The following is a 21,169-nucleotide window of genomic DNA, read 5'->3' as shown; positions in this document are numbered from 1 at the left end:
CTTTCAAGGAGCAAAGAATGCTTATTCTAACTCGTCGAGTTGGTGAAACCCTCATGATTGGCGATGAGGTGACTGTAACGGTGCTGGGTGTTAAAGGTAACCAGGTCCGTATTGGCGTCAATGCGCCTAAAGAAGTTTCGGTGCATCGCGAAGAAATCTATCAGCGTATCCAGGCCGAAAAAACTCAGCAAACGAGTTACTAACGGATTCAGCGCCTCGCATCCTGCGAGGCGCTACCGCTTTTATCCTCCCATCTTCATTTTTTCCGCCCTGAACCTCATTTTCTTTCTTCCCATTTTGTTAACTGCAACGTGCTTTCGCTGTTGATTAATCACTCTTTTTGTCGGCAAAACATCCTAATTGCGCGTCATTTGTGCAAACAGAACGATATCCAGAAAAAGTCGGGAAAAATTGTTTGACTTATAAGTGCGGGAAAGTAATATGTGCGCCACGCAGTGCCGATGAGCAGAAACAAGTTCAGAAGCACGGTTCGGAAGAACGCGTAAGGTGAGGTGGCCGAGAGGCTGAAGGCGCTCCCCTGCTAAGGGAGTATGCGGTCAAAAGCTGCATCCGGGGTTCGAATCCCCGCCTCACCGCCATTTCCGATGCATCCATAGCTCAGCTGGATAGAGTACTCGGCTACGAACCGAGCGGTCGGAGGTTCGAATCCTCCTGGATGCACCATTCGGAAAATTGAAGTAAGAGTGAACGAGCAGTTCCTTTCATGGTGAGTTGTCAGCACCCTGCGTTGTACAAGAATTAACTCGATGCATCCATAGCTCAGCTGGATAGAGTACTCGGCTACGAACCGAGCGGTCGGAGGTTCGAATCCTCCTGGATGCACCATTCTTCGTATCATTCCCAGGTTGATTGCAGTAAGTCCATCGTAAGAAAATCTCTCAATGCATCCATAGCTCAGCTGGATAGAGTACTCGGCTACGAACCGAGCGGTCGGAGGTTCGAATCCTCCTGGATGCACCATTCTGTTTTCTTCATGCTATTCTCAAACTGTTTCATCCGTAACATCAGTTAGACCCCAATGCATCCATAGCTCAGCTGGATAGAGTACTCGGCTACGAACCGAGCGGTCGGAGGTTCGAATCCTCCTGGATGCACCATCTCCTGTTCGAAACAATCAACGCCCGCTTTCTGAATTTACTTCTCATTTTTCTTCATCACGCAAAAATCACTTATATAACCGCCATTTATCCCGGGTATCGCTACCTGACCTTTTTCCGAAAACAAAAATAGCTAATGCTTTCAAAGCATTTGCTGTTAAGCACACCTGGCGACAACCTAAGCGCATTACGCTAAAGTAATGGCTCATTTTGTGGTGCTCGATGGAGTGACAATGTACGACCAATATGACGCCCTGATTTTCGATATGGACGGCACAATCCTGGATACTGAGCCGACACATCGAAAAGCCTGGCAGCAGGTGCTGAGCCGTTACGGTTTCACCATGGATGAGAAAAAAATGGTGAGTTTTAATGGCGCGCCCACCTGGCAGCTGGCGCAGTACATTCTTGAGCAGAACAACGCTGAGCATGACCCTCATTTGCTGGCCGCAGAGAAAACCGAAGCGCTCAGGGCGATGTTGCTGGATGATGTACGCCCTTTACCGTTAATGGACGTGGTAAAAGCGTATCACGGTCGTCGTCCCATGGCGGTGGGTACTGGCAGTGAACACAGCCTGGCAAAGGCCCTGCTTGAAGCCTTGGGTGTCTATCATCTGTTTGATGCCGTTGTCGGCGCGGATGATGTGCAGCGCCATAAACCCCAACCCGATACCTTTTTACGCTGCGCCGAGTTAATGGGCGTGGCACCTGAACGCTGTGTGGTATTTGAAGATGCTGACTTTGGTGTTCAGGCGGCGCGAGCCGCGGGCATGGATGTGGTTGATGTCCGTTTACTGTGAATGAAATTCTGACCTATGGATCGTTATTCGGCAGTAGCTTTCTGAGTGCCACCCTGCTTCCAGGAAGTTCAGAGGCTGTGCTGATTGCTTTGCTGATCGCCCAACAGGGTTCGATCTATGGATTGTTATTGGCCGCATCAGTGGGAAACACGCTGGGTGGCCTGACCAACATTATTCTCGGTCGCCTCATGCCGCCAAAAGGGCAGGGGCGATGGCATGACACAGCAATGACGTGGTTACATCGATTGGGTCCTGCAGCGCTGCTTTTAAGCTGGCTGCCGGTAGTGGGCGACCTGCTTTGCGTGCTTGCAGGCTGGTTGCGCTTTGCCTGGCTGCCCTCGGTGCTGTTCCTCGCCATCGGTAAAACGCTGCGTTATATCGTTATCGCGACCGCCACATTACAAACAATGCAATGGTGGCATTGATTCGCACAGATTCGAGGCTACGGTTAACATTATGCTGAACAAAAATAAATTATTCGCACAGCGGGAGGTTAATGTGATCCCGGACGTATCAAAAGCGCTTTCCTGGTTGGAAGCGCATCCCGACGCGTTAAAGGGTATCGGCCGTGGCATTGAACGCGAGACTTTGCGCGTCAATCCGAATGGTCACCTGGCAACGACCGGACATCCTGAATCCCTGGGTTCGGCGCTCAAGCACAGTTGGATTACCACCGATTTTGCCGAAACGCTGCTGGAGTTCATTACACCTGTCGATCAAAGCATTGATCGGTCACTGGCCTTCCTGCGTGATATACATCGCCACACTGCGCGAGAGTTAGGTCAGGAACGCATGTGGCCGTTCAGTATGCCGGGTTATGTTGAAGATGTTGATAGCATTGAGCTGGCGCAATATGGCAGCTCTAATATCGGCAAGATGAAAACCCTCTATCGGCAGGGACTGAAAAATCGCTACAGCGCACTGATGCAGATTATCTCAGGTGTGCATTATAACTTCTCGCTGCCACTGTCGTTCTGGCAGGAGTGGGCAGATGTAAAAGATGCGGAAAGCGGAAAAGAGACCATTTCTGCTGGATATCTGCGTCTGATCCGCAACTATTATCGTTTTGGTTGGGTGATCCCTTATCTGTTCGGTGCATCTCCAGCGATCTCTTCATCGTTCCTGCAGGGACGTGAAAGCAAATTACCCTTTGAAACGGACGGCAAGGGGACGTTGTGGCTGCCGTATGCCACCTCGCTGCGCCTCAGTGATTTGGGCTACACCAATAAGTCGCAGAGCGGTTTGGGCATCACCTTCAACTCGCTCGACGGTTACGTTGCTGCGCTGAAAGCAGCGATTAAAACGCCGTCAGAAGAGTATGCGGCCATGGGCACCAAAGATGCCGACGGCAACTGGCTGCAGCTGAACACCAACGTGTTACAGATTGAGAACGAACTGTACGCACCTATTCGTCCAAAACGTGTGACACGTTCGGGTGAAGCGCCTTCGGATGCGTTGTTACGCGGCGGTATCGAGTACATTGAAGTGCGTTCTCTGGATATCAACCCGTTCTCTGCCATTGGCGTGGATGCTAACCAGGCGCGTTTCCTCGACCTGTTCCTGATCTGGTGTACCCTGGCGGATGCGCCTGAGATGAGTTCTGACGAGCTGTTATGCAGCCGTAAAAACTGGAACCGCGTGGTCATGGAAGGACGTAAGCCGGGCCAGGTGATTGGTGTAGGTTGTAGCGATACAGAACATCCGCTGGTAGATGTAGGTAAAGCCCTGTTTGCCGATCTGCGTCGTGTTGCCGAGGTGCTCGACAGCAATTATGGCAGCACGCAATATCAACAGGTTTGCGATCAACTGGTGGCATCGTTTGATGATCCTGAGCTAACCTATTCAGCGCGTATTCTGCATGCCATCAAAGAAAATGGCTTAACCGGCGCAGGTGTGGCACTGGCTGAACAGTATCGCCATCTGCTGTGTGAAGAGCCGTTAGAGATTTTGACCGAAGATGACTTCAGTCGTCAGGCGTTGGAATCGGTACAGGCGCAGGAAAAGCTGGAACAGAGTGATACGCTGGATTTCGAAAGTTATCTGGCAGGTCGCGAAGGCTAAAAAAGAAAATGGCCACATCATTGTGGCCAAAATTAACATCTCTGTTGTCAGGGATGATGATAACAAATGCGCGTCTTTCATATATTCAGACGTTGGGCGAACGGAAAAGTTTCATCGTTTTAAAAAAAATCTCAAAACAGGAGGTGACGTATGCCACTACTGGATAGTTTTACTGTTGATCACACCATCATGGGCGCACCCGCTGTGCGCGTTGCAAAAACCATGAATACTCCGCATGGCGATACCATCACCGTTTTTGACCTGCGTTTCTGCCGTCCGAATATCGATATTCTGACTGAGCGAGGCATCCATACGCTGGAGCACCTGTTCGCTGGCTTTATGCGTAATCACCTCAATGGTGATGGCGTGGAAATCGTTGATATCTCGCCAATGGGCTGCCGCACCGGCTTCTACATGAGCTTGATTGGTGAACCAGACGAGCAGCGTGTAGCGAAAGCGTGGAAAGGGGCGATGGAAGATGTTCTGAAAGTGAAAGAACAGAGCCAGATCCCGGAACTGAATGAATACCAGTGTGGTAGCTACAAGCTACACTCACTCGACGAAGCGCAGCAGATTGCGCGTAACGTGTTGGCGCATGAGATTGGCGTGAACCGTAACGAAGATCTGAAACTGCCGGCTGAGAAGCTGAAAGAGCTGCACATCTAGTGCCTGTCTGAGCAGAAATGAAAACGCCGCGATGTTCGCGGCGTTTTTTTTGGCTTCAGGAACCGATGGAGGATTTCAGCGGATGATGCGGGGTAATGCGCACCTGCTTCACCATGTTGTCTTGCACGTCGAGGATATCCACATCGTACTTCCCGATTTTCACGCGTGTATCGACCAGCGGAATCTCTTCCAGCGCTTCCAGCAGCATGCCATTGATGGTGCGTGCTTCGTCTTCGGGTAACGTCCAGTTAAAGGCTTTATTGATTTCACGCACGTTGGCGCTGCCTTCAATCAGCACTGAGCCATCATTCTGCGGCATCACTTCTTCCGCCAGCGAAGGAGACATGGACGTCGTAAAATCGCCAACAATCTCTTCCAGAATGTCTTCAATGGTCACCAGCCCTTTGATGTCACCATATTCATCAACCACTAAGCCGACTTTCTTCTTATTACGCTGGAATTTCACCAGCTGGACATTCAGCGGTGTACCTTCCGGCACATAGTAAATTTCATCAGCGGCACGCAGCAGGCGATCTTTGTTGAACTCTTTCTTCTCGGTCATCATGCGCCAGGCTTCACGCACGCGCAGCATGCCAACCGAATCATCCAGCGAATCGCGGAACAGCACGATCCGGCCATGCGGGGAATTACTCAGTTGGCGAACAATCGATTTCCAGTCGTCGTTGACGTTAATGCCGACAATTTCATTGCGTGGCACCATGATGTCATCAACGCTGACCTTTTCCAGGTCCAGCACCGACAGCAGCATGTCCTGATTACGACGAGACATCAGTGAGCGGGACTCATAGACAATGGTACGCAACTCTTCCTTACTTAGGGCTGAACTGATGGAGCCTTCCGTTTTGATACCAACCATGCGCATCAGAATGCGGGTAATGGTGTTGAGCAGCCAGACCAAAGGCAGCATCACATACTGCAGCGGTGCCAGCAGCACACTGCTGGGATAGGCGACTTTTTCGGGGTAAAGCGCTGCAATGGTTTTCGGCAGCACTTCAGCAAACACCAGCACCACAAAAGTCAGGATCCCGGTGGCAATTGCCACACCCGCATCGCCGTAAAGACGCATACCGACAATGGTACCCAATGCGGAGGCCAGGATATTCACGAGGTTGTTGCCTATCAGCACCAGGCTGATTAAGCGATCAGGACGGCGTAAAAGTTTTTCGACACGACGAGCCGCGCGATTACCGCTTTTGGCTTTGTGGCGCAATTTATAACGATTGAGCGTCATCATGCCGGTCTCTGAACCGGAGAAGTACGCAGAGACCAGCACCATGATGACCAGCGTAACGATCAGCGTGGTGGTTGAAACATGTTCCAACGAAAAAATTCCTTTAGTGAGAAGTGAGCAGGTGCTGAAGCACGCGACTGCCGAAGTAGGCCATGGTCAGCAGCAGTGCACCACCGCAGTTAAACCAGACGACGCGGCGTCCGCGCCAGCCCTCATGATAGTGTCCCCAGAGCAGAACGATATAAACAAACCAGGCAAGAATGGACAGCACCGCTTTATCGACATTCTCCGCGCTAAACAGGTTATGCATGAAGAACAGACCGGTACACAGCACCAGCGTCAACAGCACTACACCAATTTGCGTGATATGAAACATCTTACGCTCAATACTCAGCAGCGGCGGCATATCCTGGGTGAAAGCCAGTTTCTTATTTTTCAACTGGTAATCAATCCATGCCAGCTGCAGCGCATACAGTGCCGCGATAATCAGCGTAGCGTAGGCAAACAGCGACAGGCCGATATGGATCATCATGCCCGGCGTGGTTTCGAGATGGGTAATAAAGGCATTCGGCACAAAGGTGGCGAAGGCGAGGTTAATCAAGGCAAAGCCGTAGACAATCGGCAACAGTAACCAACCGCGATTGCGCGATGCAACGATGGTCATGATCGCGCAGATCAGCAAACTCACCAGCGAACCGATATTTAGCAGGCTGAGGTTTTGTCCGTTATCGACGGCAAAAATGCGTTGTTGCAGTGCAACCGCATGGGCGATCAACGCGACGCAAGCAGAAAGTACGGCAAAACGACGCCAGCCACCGTTGCGTTTCAGTAGGCTGGGGATGATCAATGCAAGACTGAGGGAGTAGGCGAACAGCGCCACGATCGCGAAAACGAACATAGATCCTTTCAGGTGTCGGTCAGATAAGGAAAAAGCCAGTATAGCGCCAGCTGCATCAGGCTCCAAACGATCTGAAGGTCAATTGCAGAGATCGCTGTGGCTTCGTGCTATAATCCGCCGCATTGTGCCGCCCGGGCGGCCTCGCTACGGTCCTAAGTGAGAGAGCATGTTTGATAATTTAACCGATCGTTTGTCGCAATCCCTGCGCAACATCAGCGGCCGCGGAAGGCTGACCGAAGACAACATTAAAGACACCTTGCGTGAAGTGCGCATGGCATTGCTGGAAGCGGACGTTGCGCTGCCGGTCGTGCGTGAGTTCATCAACCGCGTGAAAGAAGCGGCGGTAGGTCAGGATGTAAACAAAAGCCTGACGCCTGGCCAGGAATTTATCAAAATTGTTCGCAACGAGCTGGTTGCGGCAATGGGTGCAGAAAATAATGCGCTCAATCTGAACGCACAGCCGCCGGCTGTGGTGTTGATGGCGGGCCTGCAGGGTGCGGGTAAAACCACGAGCGTGGCGAAGCTGGGTAAGTTCCTGCGCGAGAAGCATAAGAAGAAAGTGCTGGTGGTTTCTGCCGACGTTTATCGCCCGGCGGCGATTAAACAGCTGGAAACACTGGCGCAGCAGGTTGGCGTGGACTTCTGTCCTTCCGATCTGAGCCAAAAGCCTGTCGACATCGTTAAGAACGCCCTGAAAGAAGCGAAGCTGCAATTCTACGACGTGCTGCTGGTGGATACCGCCGGTCGTCTGCACGTTGATGAAGCGATGATGGACGAGATCAAACAGGTACACGCCGCGATCAATCCGGTGGAAACCTTGTTTGTGGTCGATGCCATGACCGGTCAGGATGCGGCAAACACGGCAAAAGCCTTCAATGAAGCGCTGCCACTGACGGGCGTGATTCTGACGAAAGTGGATGGTGATGCGCGCGGTGGTGCAGCGCTGTCTATTCGTCATATTACCGGCAAGCCGATTAAATTCATGGGTATGGGTGAGAAGACGGAAGCACTGGAAGCGTTCTATCCAGACCGTATCGCCTCACGCATCCTCGGCATGGGCGACGTACTGTCGCTGATCGAAGATATCGAGAGCAAAGTTGACCGCGAACAGGCGGAGAAGCTGGCGAAGAAACTCAAAACCGGTGATGGCTTCGATCTCAACGACTTCCTCGATCAGCTGAAGCAGATGCGCAACATGGGCGGCATGGCCAGCCTGATGGGTAAGCTGCCGGGCATGGGGCAGTTGCCAGACAACGTGAAATCGCAGATGGATGACAAAGTGCTGGTGCGTATGGAGGCGATCATCAATTCGATGACCACCAAAGAGCGTCAGAAACCGGAAATCATCAAGGGCTCACGCAAGCGCCGTATTGCCACCGGTTCAGGTATGCAGGTGCAGGACGTTAACCGTTTATTGAAACAGTTCGACGACATGCAGCGCATGATGAAGAAAATGAAGAAGGGTGGCATGGCCAAAATGATGCGTGGCATGAAAGGTATGATGCCGCCCGGATTCCCCGGTCGCTAAGGCGAGCGGCACACAGCCAGAAAATTAACACGCTCAGGTTGCTTTTTTCGCCAAAATGAGTAAAATTTTCGGGCTTTTTATATTGCGCTCGGGTTCCATCCCTCGATGGAACCCGAGCGCTTTATTAACTAATGAGGATGTTATGGTTACAATTCGTTTGGCACGTCACGGCGCGAAAAAGCGTCCGTTCTATCAGGTCGTCGTTACTGACAGCCGCAATGCGCGTAATGGTCGTTTCATCGAGCGCGTAGGTTTCTTCAACCCGATCGCTTCTGGTCAGGCTGAAGGTCTGCGTCTGGATCTGGACCGTATTGAGCACTGGGTTGGCCAGGGCGCAACGCTTTCTGATCGCGTTAACGCGCTGATCAAAGAAGCAAAAAAAGCAGCTTAATCTGTCACGGTGGTTAGCATGAGCATTAAACCTGCCGCACAGCCTCTCGTTAACCCAATTGTATTGGGGAAAATGGGGGCCGCTTACGGCATTCGAGGTTGGCTCAAAGTGTTTTCCTCCACTGAAGACGCTGAAAGCATCTTCGACTACCAACCCTGGTTCATCCAGCGTGCCGGTAAATGGCAGCAGGTCGAACTGGAAGGTTGGAAGCACCACAATCAGGACCTGATCATCAAAGTCAAAGGCATTGACGATCGGGACGCTGCGGCACAGTTAACCAATTGCGAAATTACGGTTGATTCTGCTCAGCTGCCAGCGCTGGAAGAGGGTGATTACTACTGGAAAGACCTTATGGGTTGCAAAGTGGTAAACCTCGACGGTTACGAAATGGGCAAAGTCATTGATTTGATGGAAACCGGTTCGAACGACGTTCTCGTTGTTAAGGCAAACCTGAAAGATGCATTCGGTGCGCAAGAGCGGTTAATCCCGTTTCTTGATGAACAGGTTATCAAGAAAGTCGATCTCTCTACTGGCACGATTGAAGTAGATTGGGATCCTGGTTTTTGATCTCCGGACAATCCGGTAACGTAACGGCGAACGCGATGTGGATTGGTGTTATTAGCCTGTTTCCAGAGATGTTTCGCGCTATTACCGAGTACGGGGTAACTGGCCGGGCAGTAAAAAATGGCCTGCTCAACATTCAAAGCTGGAGTCCTCGTGACTTTGCGCACGACCGGCACCGTACCGTGGATGAACGTCCTTACGGCGGCGGACCGGGAATGTTGATGATGGTGCAACCCTTACGGGATGCAATCCACGCAGCGAAAGCGGCGGCGGGAGAAGGTGCTAAGGTGATTTATCTTTCACCTCAGGGTCGCAAACTGGACCAACAGGGCGTTTGCGAACTGGCGACCAACCAGAAGTTGATTCTGGTGTGTGGTCGTTATGAAGGGATTGATGAGCGCGTGATTCATACTGAGATTGATGAAGAATGGTCAATCGGTGATTACGTACTCAGTGGTGGTGAGCTACCAGCCATGACGTTGATTGATTCAGTCGCCCGGTTTATCCCCGGCGTATTGGGCAAGCAGGCGTCAGCCGATGAGGATTCGTTCTCGGATGGTTTACTGGATTGCCCGCACTACACCCGACCTGAAGTGTTAGAAGGGATGGAGGTTCCGCCAGTCTTACTGTCGGGCAACCATGCCGATATTCGCCGCTGGCGCCTGAAACAGTCGCTAGGCCGTACCTGGCTAAGAAGACCTGAACTTCTGGAAAACCTGGCTCTGACTGAAGAGCAAGCACGGTTGCTAAATGAGTTCCAACGGGAACATCAGCAGCAACAAAACCATCAGGTGGAAGAGTAATCTTCCCTGACTATCAGTTTACCCAGGATATAGAGATTTAATTATGAGCAACATTATCAAGCAACTTGAACAAGAGCAGATGAAGCAGGACGTACCTTCATTCCGTCCGGGTGATTCCGTGGAAGTGAAAGTATGGGTCGTTGAAGGTTCTAAGAAACGTCTGCAGGCATTCGAGGGCGTGGTTATCGCTATTCGTAACCGCGGTCTGCACTCTGCATTCACTGTTCGTAAGATTTCAAACGGCGAAGGCGTTGAGCGTGTCTTCCAGACTCACTCTCCGGTAATTGACAGCATTGCTGTCAAACGTCGTGGTGCTGTACGTAAAGCCAAACTGTACTACCTGCGTGAGCGCACCGGTAAGTCAGCTCGTATCAAAGAGCGTCTGGGCGCGTAAGCGACATCCCAAAGTTAATAGCAAACAAGGGGTTGGCCTAAGGGCCAGCCCCTTTTTTTATGGTCGCTTGAGATGGTAAATCGCGCTATTCACTGGGCCGCTATCAAGAATGATTAAACCATAGCGGCAATCGATAAACTCAAAACCACTGCGCAATGCTACGGCACGGCTGGCATGATTCTCCTCAGCAGCGATAATCTCCAGTAAGGGGATCTGCGCGTGCTTGAAGCCAAAGTCCACCGATTGAGCCACTGCACGTGTTGCGACACCTTGCCTTTGTGCATCGCTGCGAACCCAATAGCCTAATGCACTAAATTCCCCAAGCCGCTGTGCGAATCTGATGCCTGCGCCGCCGAGTAACCGATCATTGCTATCGACAATAGCGAACTCTTACGCTTCACCGTTACTCCGCTGCATATGGGTGAAATTAATCCAGTTAGTGGCTTCCTCTACCCGATAATCGTGATGCGCCCATACCATCCATGGCAGCAGGCTGTTGATAGACTGATTGACCGCCGCAGTAAAAGCGCCAGCATCCTTTAGAACGAAAGGGCGTAAGGTGATGACAGAGGTTGACATCCTAAGATCCTGGAAAACGATGAATAACAAAATGTTAATGGAAAAAGAGGGTGTTGGCACTTTTAAATAAAAGTAGAGTGTAAAATAAAATTTACACAAATCACTTTGTGTTGGGTGGCCTGAATTGCGTTAAATTTATGTATTTAATGTGTTTTTAGTTTTGTTTTTGTGATGGTTATCAGTGGTGGTAATAAAAGTGTACATTCACGGATTGCAAGATGTACATGTTGTGGTACAGTAAGCGCCATCCTCAGTGAGGATCCCAAACCGCATACACGAGTTAAAAAGGATCGCCATCATGCAGAAAGACGCGCTGAACAATGTGCATATCGCCGACGAACAAATTTTAATCACCCCGCAAGAGCTGAAAGCGAAGTTCCCGCTCACTGCGGCGCAGGAAGCGCAGATTGCTGCTTCTCGCCAGACCATTGCCGATATTATTGCTGGCCGCGATCCGCGCCTGCTGGTGGTCTGTGGTCCTTGTTCAATTCACGATACCGAAGCCGCACTGGAATATGCTCGTCAGCTGCAAACTCTCTCTGCACAGTTGAAGGATCAGCTGTATATCGTTATGCGCGTTTATTTTGAAAAACCCCGTACCACCGTTGGCTGGAAGGGGCTGATCAACGATCCTTACATGAACAACTCATTTGATATGGAAGCCGGGCTGCACATTGCGCGTCAGCTGCTGGTGAACCTGGTGGAAATGGGCCTGCCGCTGGCCACTGAAGCGCTGGATCCTAATAGTCCACAATACCTCGGCGATCTGTTCAGCTGGTCTGCGATTGGTGCCCGTACTACCGAGTCACAAACACACCGCGAGATGGCTTCTGGTTTATCAATGCCTGTCGGCTTCAAAAACGGCACTGATGGCAGCCTGGGCACCGCAATCAACGCCATGCGCGCTGCAGCGATGCCACACCGTTTTGTCGGCATCAATCAGGCGGGGCAGGTTTGCCTGTTACAGACTCAGGGCAACCCGGATGGCCACGTAATCCTGCGTGGTGGTAAAGCGCCTAACTACGGTCCTGAAGATGTTGCGCAGTGTGAAAAAGAGATGCTGAAAGCGGGACTGCGTCCGGCCTTAATGATAGATTGCAGCCATGGTAATTCTAATAAAGACTATCGCCGTCAGCCTGGCGTAGCCGAGTCGGCTATTGCGCAGATTAAAGATGGAAATCGTTCCATTATTGGCCTGATGCTGGAAAGCAATATTCACGAAGGCAATCAGTCTTCTGAGCAGCCACGTAGCGAAATGAAATACGGTGTTTCCGTCACGGATGCCTGTATCAACTGGGAAACCACGGAAACCTTGCTGCGTGAAATCCATCAGGATCTGCAGGGAGTGCTGTCGGCACGTCTGTCACACGAGGAATAAAGAGTCATGGTGGCTGAACTGACCGCGCTACGCGATCAAATTGATGAAGTCGATAAAGCCCTGCTTGGGCTATTAGCCAAACGCCTTGAGCTGGTAGCTGAAGTAGGTGAGGTCAAAAGCCGTTATGGTTTGCCGATTTATGTGCCAGAACGTGAAGCCAGCATGTTGGCTTCACGCCGTCAGGAAGCCGAGGCGCTCGGCGTTTCGCCAGATCTGATTGAGGATGTCTTACGTCGCCTGATGCGTGAATCTTATGCGCATGAAAACGACAAAGGCTTCAAAACGCTCTGCCCAACGCTGCGCCCGGTGGTGATTGTTGGTGGGCGTGGCCAGATGGGGCGCTTGTTTGAAAAGATGCTCAATCTGTCAGGTTACCAGGTCCGTATTCTGGACAAGGGCGATTGGGATCGTTCTGAAGAGCTGCTCAAAGATGCGGGCATGGTCATCATTAGTGTGCCCATTCATCTGACCGAGCAGATCATCGCCGAATTACCAACACTGCCGGAAGACTGCATCCTGGTGGATTTGGCATCGGTGAAGAACCGTCCACTGCAGGCGATGCTGGCGGCGCATACTGGCCCGGTGCTGGGCTTGCATCCGATGTTTGGTCCGGATAGCGGTAGCCTGGCGAAGCAGGTGGTGGTGTGGTGTGATGGTCGTCAGCCAGAAGCCTATCAGTGGTTCCTGGAGCAGATTCAGGTTTGGGGCGCGCGTTTACATCGCATCAGCGCGGTCGAGCATGACCAGAACATGGCCTTTATCCAGGCGCTGCGTCACTTTGCCACTTTTGCCTATGGTTTGCATTTAGCGGAAGAGAACGTCAATCTTGATCAACTGTTGGCGCTGTCCTCACCGATTTATCGCCTGGAACTGGCGATGGTTGGTCGACTGTTTGCTCAGGACCCGCAGCTTTACGCAGACATCATCATGTCTTCGGAGAGTAATCTGGCGCTGATTAAGCGTTATTACCAGCGCTTTGGTGATGCGATTAAATTGCTGGAGCAGGGCGATAAACAGGCGTTCATCAAGAGCTTTGAAGGTGTGGCGCACTGGTTTGGCGATTACGCTCAACGCTTCCTGGTAGAGAGCCGAAGCATGTTGCGTTCGGCTAACGATAGCCGGCAATAAAAGAGAAGGCATCCGCAAGGATGCCTTTTTCATTTACAGTCGCGGTTCCACCGGAACAACATTTTCACCCGGATAGCAGCCGAGTACTTTCAAAGATCGCGTCAAATCACGCAGCTCTTTCAACGCCAGCTGCATGTTCTCCGATTGCAGATTGCCCTGCACATCAATGTAAAACATCTCTTCCCATGGGTTGCCGTTAATTGGGCGGTTTTCTAGTTTGCTCATGATCAGATTGTGATTACGCAGCACCAGCAGAGCCTCAACCAGTGCACCAGCTTGCTGACCGGTAGCCATAATCAATGTGGTTTTGGCTGGTACCTGGCCAGAAACTTCAATTGGCTTACGTGCCAGCACTATGAAGCGGGTATGGTTTTGTTGCTGGTTAGCTAAATTCCGTTCTAACACCTGCAGACCATACAGCTCACCGCCCGCTTCACTGCCCAGAGCCGCCACTTTTGGTGAATTCATCGCCGCGACCTTTTCCATTGCCGCTGCGGTGCTCTCGGTATATTCGATTTTCCATTGTGGGAAACGATTGATGAACTGGCTGCACTGCTGGAATGGCTGAGGATGGCTATAAACCGTTTCAATTTGCTGTAAGTCGGTATTGCCGTTGACCAGCACACAGTGTTCGATTGGGATGGTCAGCTCGCCAACGATGGAGAGCGTGGTTTGCTGCAGCAGGTCATAGACGTCGTTAATCGAGCCTGAGCTGGTATTTTCGATTGGCATCACGGCGTAATCGGCCTGGCCACTCTCCACCTGATGAATGATGTCATGGAATTTTAGGCAGCCCATCTCAACCATGGAATCAAAATGACGTGTGGCGTATTTACGCGCCGCGAGGTGAGAGTACGAACCCTTAGGACCCAGAAATGCGATGCGCGGCGCGTGTGCGTGCGGATGGTTTAAGTTTTTCTGCAGCAGCGCTTGCTGAGTCAGTACCGAATCTTCAATCACCAGTTGGAACAGACGAGTAATGTAGTGCGCATCAAGCTGGTGCTTTTTGCCGAGTGAGATCAGGTTTTCCAGCAGTGCGCGTTCACGCTCAACATCGCGAATCGGGCGATGGGTCGCGAGCTTTGCTTGCGCCACCTCAACCGCCAGCGAACGGCGTTCAGATAACAGCGTTAACAGCTTTTCATCAACGGCGCTGATCTTATCGCGTAATGCCAGCAGCGGATTTTCGGGATTCATAGGGCTCACCTGTAAAATGTCCAATAAAAAAGCCTCCCGTTTGGGAGGCTTTGTTGTTCGTCTTCGCATTCATTTTCACACGACGAATCACCTCCCAATCAGGGGAAGGTAAAAAAGAATGCGAAGAAGAACGGTAGATGTTTCATGTGTGATTCCAGCAATAAAGTGGATTGAGAGTAACCGCAGTGATTTAAAGCTGTCAATAAAAAACGCGCCCGCAGGCGCGTTACTGGAAAAGGTCTATTTATCCCGCAGGGGTGAAATCTTTCATACTGCTGGTTGCGCGGCGCGCTTCAGGTTTGTGCTGCGCCTTATTCAGTTGTCGCTCCAGCTTGGCAATCAGATCGTTGATAGCCGTGTACATATCTTCGTGTTTCGCGCTGGCAACCAGCGTGCCGTTCGGTGTGTTAATGGTGGCATCAGCCACGAATTCTTTCGGCTCTTTCGATAACACGATGTGCGGATTTATCAGGTGAGTTTGCCACTTTTCCAGCTTGGCGAGACGGTCTTCGACATGGTTGCGGATAGCCGCAGTGATTTCCATTTGTTTGCTGGTAATGTTCAGAATCATAGTTAAACCTCTCTGTCATTTCCGTCTGGGTAGAACCAGCATACCGCGTAAATCAGGAAAAAGTGTGATCTAGATCACATTGAAATGTCACTTTTTGTCAATGCCAGTGAATTGTGATAAAGGCTCATAAAATCGCGGAAAATGCTTGAAGGGCAGGGATGAAAAGAGCAAGATTGATGAGTTAACCGCAGCGGATAATCAGCAATCTGGCTGAATTTTCGGCAAAAAAAGCAGCCATTAAGGCTGCTTTTTTATTGGTAGTAAAATCAGGACTGATTATTTGTCGCGATGATCTTCGCTACCTTGTCCGCTTCTGCGGTTAACTGCAGCTGGCGGTAGGCATTTTCCATCAGCGGCAGCGCTTTGTGCGTCGCTTCGGTATCCGGGAAATCTTTCATCATCCCTTCAACACGGTTAACAACGGCGACATAGGCCCCGCGCTTGGTATAGAATTGCGCCACCGAGAGTTCATACTTCGCCAGACGCTCTTTCAGGTAGGCTAAACGTTTCTGCGCATCCTCAGCATACTGGCTGTTCGGATAGCTGCGCAGCAACTGTGAGAAGTCACGGAAAGCATCACGAGCGTGCGTCGGATCACGATCTGAACGATCGATACCGAAGAAGCCCTGCAGTGCAGAGTCATCCAACGCCATATCCGTCAGGCCTTTCATGTAGATGACGTAATCGATGTTTGGATGAGTCGGATTCAGGCGCATAAAGCGAGCGATAGCGGCTTGCGCCAGTGGCAGATCGGCATTTTTGTAATACGCGTAGATTAAATCCAGCTGTACTTGCTGCGAATAAGGGCCAAACGGGTAGCGGTTATCCAGTGCTTCCAGTTGCTTAATCGCCGCTTTAAAGTTACCGTCCTGCAGCTTTTGCTGGGCTGTAGCGTAAATTTCAGATGGCGGGCTGTCCGGAACGGGATCCGATGAGCCGGAACAACCCACCAGAGCCAGGCTCAGGCTCAATGTGGCAGCAGCCACCAGATGTTTCATACGCGTCATGACGAAATGATTATCCTCAAAGTGTTGTAGCGGAAGCTGTCCGTATAGCTCCCGGTTATGACCTGGTACGATAGCACATTATATTAAACGGCATCGCCGTGAAAACCCAACGTTAACGAAGAAGCTGTATATGGCACAACAAGTTCAACTCACCGCAACGGTGTCCGAAGCACAGCTTGGACAACGCTTAGATCAGACTTTGGCGGAATTGTTCCCTGATTATTCACGTTCCCGCATAAAAGAATGGATCCTTGAGCGTCGCGTCAGCGTCAACGGCACCATCATCGATAAACCGAAAGAGAAAGTTTTCGGCGGTGAGCAGGTGTCTATCGATGCTGAAATCGAAGAAGCGCAGCGCTGGGAAGCGCAAAACATTCCCCTGAACATCGTTTATGAAGACGATGATATTCTGGTCATCAACAAACCGCGTGGCCTGGTGGTGCATCCTGGGGCAGGTAATCCGGATGGTACGGTCCTGAATGCGCTGCTTTATCATTACCCACCAATTGCCGACGTCCCGCGTGCTGGGATCGTCCATCGTCTTGATAAAGACACAACCGGTTTGATGGTGGTGGCGAAGACCGTTCCCGCTCAGACGCATCTGGTGGAAACGCTGCAGCTGCGCGAGATTACCCGTGAATATGAAGCGGTTGCGATTGGCACCATGACGGCAGGCGGCACGGTTAATGAGCCGATGGCGCGCCACTCCACCAAACGCACCCACATGGCGGTACACCCTATGGGTAAACCCGCGACCACGCATTATCGCATCATGGAGCATTTCCGTGCTCATACGCGTCTGCGTCTGCGTCTGGAAACGGGTCGTACTCACCAGATTCGTGTGCACATGGCGCATATCAACCATCCATTAGTGGGTGATCCGCTGTACGGCGGTCGTCCGCGTCCGCCTAAAGGTGCATCAGATGCGTTCATCGCCGCGCTGCGCGGTTTTGACCGTCAGGCGCTGCATGCCACCATGCTGCGTCTCTACCATCCCATCACCGGCATTGAGATGGAATGGCATGCGCCGTTGCCGCAAGACATGGTCGATCTGATTGACGCGCTGAAAGCCGATACCCATGAGTTCCGCGATCAAATGGATTGGCTATGAGTGAGTGGATCATTCCTGACTGGCCTGCACCGCAGCGCGTTCAGGCATGTTCCACCTTGCGACATGGCGGTGTTAGCACTGCGCCCTGGGATTCGCTGAATCTTGGGGCGCACGTTGGCGATGCTGAAACGCATGTCTTGCAAAATCGTCAGCATTTGAAAGATAAACTGCTGCCCGCCATGCCGCAGTGGCTTAATCAGGTGCATGGGCAGGACGTTGTGCGTTTGCCTGCGGACGAGTTATTACCCAATGCAGATGCGGCCATCACCCGCGAATCCGGTGTAGTCTGCGCCATCATGACGGCGGATTGCTTGCCGGTGTTGTTTTGCAGTGATGATGGCAGTGAAGTGGCCGCTGCTCACGCTGGCTGGCGTGGTCTGTGTAACGGCGTGCTGGAACAGACGCTGCAACAGTTTCGCTCACCAGCCCGTGAGATCCACGCCTGGCTTGGACCCGCTATCGGCCCGCAGGCATTTGAAGTCGGTGCTGAGGTGCGTGAAGCCTTTTTGGCGCACGATGTACAAGCCGATGCGGCTTTTCGCCCGGTTGGTGACAAATTTTTTGCGAATATCTGGCAGCTAGCGCGTCAGCGACTTCAGGCCGCTGGAGTGCATTCTATCAGTGGTTCACAGCGTTGCACTTTCACCGAAGCCAATGATTTTTTCTCCTACCGACGAGATGGAATCACCGGGCGTATGGCAACTTTGATTTGGCTGAGATAATCTTACGCCGCAAGACGATCCAGTAGCGTATTTTTTGTTCGCAACACAGGTCATTAACCTTGAAATATTTGAGGGATGACCTCATTTAATCTCCAGTAGCATTTTGACCTGTATTGGAGGAATCATGCGTCTGGATCGTCTTACTAATAAATTCCAGTTGGCCCTTGCCGATGCTCAGTCCCTTGCTCTGGGACACGACAATCAATTTATCGAACCCCTTCACTTGATGAGCGCTTTGCTCAATCAGGAAGGCGGATCGGTGCGTCCGTTGCTTAGCGCAGCAGGTGCCGATGTGGCTGGTCTGCGTACCAGCATCGAACAAGCTATCAACCGACTGCCGCAGGTAGAAGGTACGGATGGCGATGTACAGCCTTCAGCCGATCTCATTCGGGTCCTGAACCTGTGCGACAAACTCGCGCAAAAGCGCGGCGACAACTTTATATCATCTGAATTATTTGTTCTGGCGGCCCTCGACTCTCGTGGTTCGCTGGCGGACCTATTGAAGTCCGCTGGTGCAACCACCGAAAAACTCACTAAGGCCATCGAGCAATTGCGGGGAGGAGAGAACGTGAACGATCAAGGGGCTGAAGATCAGCGCCAGGCTTTAAAAAAATACACCATCGATCTGACCGAGCGCGCCGAGCTTGGCAAGTTAGATCCGGTGATTGGTCGTGATGAAGAGATTCGTCGTACCATTCAGGTATTGCAGCGCCGTACCAAAAACAACCCGGTATTAATTGGGGAACCCGGCGTAGGTAAAACTGCGATTGCCGAAGGGTTAGCGCAGCGCATTATCAATGGTGAAGTGCCAGAAGGATTGAAAGGTCGCCGCGTGTTGGCCCTGGACATGGGTTCGCTGGTGGCGGGTGCTAAATATCGTGGTGAGTTCGAAGAGCGCCTGAAAGGTGTGCTGAGCGATCTGGCAAAACAGGAAGGCAACGTCATTCTGTTTATCGACGAGTTGCATACCATGGTTGGCGCGGGTAAAGCCGATGGCGCCATGGATGCCGGTAACATGTTGAAACCTGCATTAGCGCGTGGTGAGTTGCACTGCGTGGGTGCTACCACGCTGAATGAGTATCGCCAGTTCATTGAGAAAGATGCGGCGCTGGAGCGTCGTTTCCAGAAAGTCTTTGTGGCTGAACCGAGCGTGGAAGACACCATTGCTATTCTGCGTGGCCTGAAAGAGCGCTATGAGTTACACCACCATGTGCAGATTACTGACCCGGCGATTGTGGCAGCGGCCACGTTGTCGCACCGCTATATCTCCGATCGCCAGTTGCCAGATAAGGCAATTGACCTGATTGACGAGGCAGCATCGAGCATTCGTTTGCAGATGGACTCGAAACCGGAGTCGCTTGATCGTCTGGAACGCCGCATCATCCAGTTAAAGCTGGAACAACAGGCACTGAAGAAAGAGTCGGACGATGCCAGTATCAAACGTCTGGAGATGCTGGAAACGGAACTCGATCAGAAAGAGCGTGAATACGCTGAGCTGGAAGAAGAGTGGAAAGCGGAAAAAGCCTCTCTGACGGGGACGCAGAACATTAAGGCGGAACTGGAGCAAGCTCGTCTGGCGATGGAGCAGGCGCGACGCACTGGTGACCTGGGGCAAATGTCTGAACTGCAATACGGCAAAATTCCAGAGCTTGAAAAGCAGCTCACTATTGCCACGCAGTCAGAAGGCAAAACCATGAAATTGTTACGTAACCGCGTAACAGATGTGGAAATTGCTGATGTGCTGGCACGCTGGACCGGCATTCCAGTAGCACGAATGATGGAAGGTGAGCGCGAGAAACTGTTGCGGATGGAGCAAGAGCTGCATGCGCGCGTGATTGGCCAGAACGAGGCGGTTGATGCGGTATCGAATGCGATTCGCCGTAGTCGTGCGGGTCTGTCCGATCCTAATCGTCCAATTGGCTCGTTCCTGTTTCTTGGGCCAACCGGTGTGGGTAAAACCGAGTTGAGTAAAGCGCTGGCTAACTTCTTGTTCGACAGCGATGACGCCATAGTGCGTATTGATATGTCAGAGTTTATGGAAAAACACTCGGTATCGCGTTTAGTCGGTGCACCTCCGGGCTACGTGGGTTATGAAGAGGGCGGTTATTTGACAGAAGCAGTACGTCGTCGCCCTTATTCCGTGATTCTGCTGGATGAAGTCGAAAAGGCTCATCCGGATGTCTTCAACATCTTGTTGCAGGTACTGGATGATGGGCGCTTGACCGATGGGCAGGGACGTACGGTCGATTTCCGTAATACCGTGGTCATTATGACCTCTAACCTTGGGTCTGACCTGATCCAGGAACGTTTCGGTGCGTTGGACTATCCGGAAATGAAAGATATGGTGATGACGGTGGTAGGTTCGCATTTCCGCCCAGAGTTCATTAACCGTATTGATGAGGTGGTGGTGTTCCATCCGCTTGGCGAGCAGCATATTGCTTCTATCGCGCAGATTCAGCTGCAGCGGTTGTACAAACGTCTGGATGAACGTGGCTACCAATTGCATATCACGGATGCAGCGCTGAAGCTGTTGGGTGAAAATGGATATGATCCGGTATACGGTGCACGTCCATTGAAACGCGCTATTCAGCAGCAAATTGAAAACCCACTGGCGCAGAAGATTCTTTCTGGTGCTTTTGTTCCGGGTAAAACCATTGAAATGGATGTTAAAGATGATGTCATCGTCGCACATCAGTGATGAGATTTGACGTAAACGGGCCTTCGGGCCCGTTTTTTTGCCCGATTGATGCCAATTCGTTGCTAATTTCAGCGCATTGGCCGAAAAGTGAGCGGTCGTGCAAAAACTTTAAATTAACGCTTGTCAGTCCATCAGAAATCCCTATAATGCGCCACCACTGAGACGGCAAAGCGGCAACGCAGACGGCTCAGCAGGGAGTGAAGAAATTCATCCCGCCGGAGAAAAACGCTGAAAAAAGTGTTTGACTCTGAAGGAGGAAAGCGTAATATACGCCACCTCGCAACAGCAGCTTAAGGCGCTGAT

The 21,169-nt window shown here is 51.6% G+C and carries 21 protein-coding genes, 5 tRNA genes, 1 pseudogene and 1 other annotated feature; of the genes and pseudogenes, 20 read left to right on the top strand and 7 right to left on the bottom strand.

What is annotated here, in order from left to right; translation table 11 throughout:
• Positions 1-17 precede the first annotated feature (17 nt).
• The 10 genes from csrA (at position 18) to luxS (ending at position 4,645) form a co-directional block, all read left to right on the top strand.
• Positions 18-203 carry a carbon storage regulator CsrA gene (gene csrA / locus JK231_RS19135; RefSeq protein WP_004155916.1) on the top strand — a complete coding sequence of 62 codons (186 nt, stop codon included), beginning with the start codon at positions 18-20 and terminating at the stop codon, positions 201-203.
• Between the two features lie 303 nt (positions 204-506).
• Positions 507-599: transfer RNA gene (locus JK231_RS19130), tRNA-Ser, on the top strand.
• A gap of 8 nt (positions 600-607) precedes the next feature.
• Positions 608-684 (top strand) — tRNA-Arg (locus JK231_RS19125).
• 85 nt (positions 685-769) lie between these two features.
• Positions 770-846 (top strand) — tRNA-Arg (locus JK231_RS19120).
• A 58-nt stretch (positions 847-904) separates the two neighbouring features.
• A tRNA-Arg gene (locus JK231_RS19115) sits at positions 905-981 on the top strand.
• A 60-nt stretch (positions 982-1,041) separates the two neighbouring features.
• Positions 1,042-1,118, top strand: a tRNA-Arg gene (locus JK231_RS19110).
• A 233-nt stretch (positions 1,119-1,351) separates the two neighbouring features.
• Positions 1,352-1,918 (top strand): fructose-1-phosphate/6-phosphogluconate phosphatase, encoded by a 567-nt coding sequence (gene yqaB, locus JK231_RS19105; RefSeq protein ID WP_097117950.1) that lies wholly within the window; start codon positions 1,352-1,354, stop codon positions 1,916-1,918.
• The gene (locus JK231_RS19100; protein WP_058962330.1) at positions 1,915-2,343 is read left to right on the top strand and encodes a YqaA family protein; all 429 of its coding nucleotides are present in this window, start codon (positions 1,915-1,917) and stop codon (positions 2,341-2,343) included. Before yqaB ends, JK231_RS19100 begins: the two co-directional genes overlap by 4 nt.
• A gap of 31 nt (positions 2,344-2,374) precedes the next feature.
• Entirely contained in the window at positions 2,375-3,979 is a 1,605-nt protein-coding gene (gene gshA / locus JK231_RS19095; protein WP_097117949.1) for a glutamate--cysteine ligase, read from the top strand.
• Positions 3,980-4,129: 150 nt separating this feature from the next.
• Entirely contained in the window at positions 4,130-4,645 is a 516-nt protein-coding gene (luxS, locus tag JK231_RS19090; protein WP_034822217.1) for an S-ribosylhomocysteine lyase, read from the top strand.
• 55 nt (positions 4,646-4,700) lie between these two features.
• On the opposite strand, the gene JK231_RS19085 is transcribed toward luxS, so the two are convergent.
• Positions 4,701-5,987, bottom strand: coding sequence for an HlyC/CorC family transporter (locus JK231_RS19085; protein ID WP_045816444.1), 1,287 nt, complete (start codon positions 5,985-5,987; stop codon positions 4,701-4,703).
• A gap of 13 nt (positions 5,988-6,000) precedes the next feature.
• Positions 6,001-6,795 (bottom strand): inner membrane protein YpjD, encoded by a 795-nt coding sequence (locus JK231_RS19080; protein ID WP_038645240.1) that lies wholly within the window; start codon positions 6,793-6,795, stop codon positions 6,001-6,003.
• A gap of 166 nt (positions 6,796-6,961) precedes the next feature.
• On the opposite strand from JK231_RS19080, the gene ffh reads away from it, so the two are divergent.
• The 5 genes from ffh to rplS all read left to right on the top strand — a co-directional run bounded on the left by ffh (position 6,962) and on the right by rplS (position 10,475).
• On the top strand, positions 6,962-8,323 hold the full coding sequence (gene ffh / locus JK231_RS19075) for a signal recognition particle protein (RefSeq protein ID WP_034822223.1): 1,362 nt from the start codon (positions 6,962-6,964) through the stop codon (positions 8,321-8,323).
• Positions 8,324-8,465: 142 nt separating this feature from the next.
• Positions 8,466-8,714 carry a 30S ribosomal protein S16 gene (gene rpsP / locus JK231_RS19070; RefSeq protein WP_007893313.1) on the top strand — a complete coding sequence of 83 codons (249 nt, stop codon included), beginning with the start codon at positions 8,466-8,468 and terminating at the stop codon, positions 8,712-8,714.
• Positions 8,715-8,732: 18 nt separating this feature from the next.
• Positions 8,733-9,281 carry a ribosome maturation factor RimM gene (gene rimM / locus JK231_RS19065; protein WP_034822227.1) on the top strand — a complete coding sequence of 183 codons (549 nt, stop codon included), beginning with the start codon at positions 8,733-8,735 and terminating at the stop codon, positions 9,279-9,281.
• Between the two features lie 35 nt (positions 9,282-9,316).
• On the top strand, positions 9,317-10,081 hold the full coding sequence (gene trmD, locus JK231_RS19060; protein WP_200578826.1) for a tRNA (guanosine(37)-N1)-methyltransferase TrmD: 765 nt from the start codon (positions 9,317-9,319) through the stop codon (positions 10,079-10,081).
• Between the two features lie 43 nt (positions 10,082-10,124).
• Entirely contained in the window at positions 10,125-10,475 is a 351-nt protein-coding gene (gene rplS, locus JK231_RS19055; protein WP_007893316.1) for a 50S ribosomal protein L19, read from the top strand.
• Positions 10,476-10,532: 57 nt separating this feature from the next.
• On the opposite strand, the pseudogene JK231_RS19050 reads toward rplS, so the two are convergent.
• Positions 10,533-11,054: pseudogene (locus JK231_RS19050) on the bottom strand (GNAT family N-acetyltransferase).
• 298 nt (positions 11,055-11,352) lie between these two features.
• On the opposite strand from JK231_RS19050, the gene JK231_RS19045 reads away from it, so the two are divergent.
• The gene (locus JK231_RS19045; RefSeq protein ID WP_034822238.1) at positions 11,353-12,432 is read left to right on the top strand and encodes a 3-deoxy-7-phosphoheptulonate synthase; all 1,080 of its coding nucleotides are present in this window, start codon (positions 11,353-11,355) and stop codon (positions 12,430-12,432) included.
• 6 nt (positions 12,433-12,438) lie between these two features.
• Entirely contained in the window at positions 12,439-13,560 is a 1,122-nt protein-coding gene (gene tyrA / locus JK231_RS19040; RefSeq protein WP_058962335.1) for a bifunctional chorismate mutase/prephenate dehydrogenase, read from the top strand.
• 33 nt (positions 13,561-13,593) lie between these two features.
• On the opposite strand, the gene pheA is transcribed toward tyrA, so the two are convergent.
• From pheA to bamD, 4 genes are all read right to left on the bottom strand, one after another.
• Positions 13,594-14,757, bottom strand: coding sequence for a bifunctional chorismate mutase/prephenate dehydratase (pheA, locus tag JK231_RS19035; protein ID WP_038645247.1), 1,164 nt, complete (start codon positions 14,755-14,757; stop codon positions 13,594-13,596).
• A gap of 22 nt (positions 14,758-14,779) precedes the next feature.
• Positions 14,780-14,904 (bottom strand) — a sequence feature (Phe leader region).
• Positions 14,856-14,903: a pheA operon leader peptide PheL gene (gene pheL / locus JK231_RS19030; RefSeq protein WP_100703679.1), complete on the bottom strand. Its 48-nt coding sequence runs from the start codon at positions 14,901-14,903 to the stop codon at positions 14,856-14,858. It overlaps the preceding feature by 48 nt.
• A 97-nt stretch (positions 14,905-15,001) precedes the next feature.
• Positions 15,002-15,328, bottom strand: coding sequence for a ribosome-associated translation inhibitor RaiA (gene raiA, locus JK231_RS19025; protein ID WP_034822244.1), 327 nt, complete (start codon positions 15,326-15,328; stop codon positions 15,002-15,004).
• Positions 15,329-15,594: 266 nt separating this feature from the next.
• On the bottom strand, positions 15,595-16,335 hold the full coding sequence (gene bamD, locus JK231_RS19020) for an outer membrane protein assembly factor BamD (protein WP_034822246.1): 741 nt from the start codon (positions 16,333-16,335) through the stop codon (positions 15,595-15,597).
• A gap of 130 nt (positions 16,336-16,465) precedes the next feature.
• On the opposite strand from bamD, the gene rluD reads away from it, so the two are divergent.
• The 3 genes from rluD to clpB all read left to right on the top strand — a co-directional run bounded on the left by rluD (position 16,466) and on the right by clpB (position 20,866).
• Positions 16,466-17,446, top strand: a complete 981-nt coding sequence (rluD, locus tag JK231_RS19015; protein WP_034822248.1) for a 23S rRNA pseudouridine(1911/1915/1917) synthase RluD — start codon at positions 16,466-16,468, stop codon at positions 17,444-17,446.
• Positions 17,443-18,168, top strand: coding sequence for a purine nucleoside phosphorylase YfiH (gene yfiH, locus JK231_RS19010; RefSeq protein ID WP_034822250.1), 726 nt, complete (start codon positions 17,443-17,445; stop codon positions 18,166-18,168). The genes rluD and yfiH overlap by 4 nt, the downstream gene beginning before the upstream one ends.
• A 124-nt stretch (positions 18,169-18,292) precedes the next feature.
• Complete coding sequence (gene clpB / locus JK231_RS19005; RefSeq protein WP_211729253.1) at positions 18,293-20,866, top strand: ATP-dependent chaperone ClpB; 2,574 nt, start codon at positions 18,293-18,295, stop codon at positions 20,864-20,866.
• The last annotated feature ends 303 nt before the right edge of the window (positions 20,867-21,169 follow it).

The organism is Pantoea sp. JGM49, from assembly GCF_018257655.1.
Lineage (GTDB): Bacteria > Pseudomonadota > Gammaproteobacteria > Enterobacterales > Enterobacteriaceae > Pantoea > Pantoea communis.
Note: the sequence above shows the minus strand (reverse complement) of the source record. Positions and strands in the feature narration are given on the sequence as shown.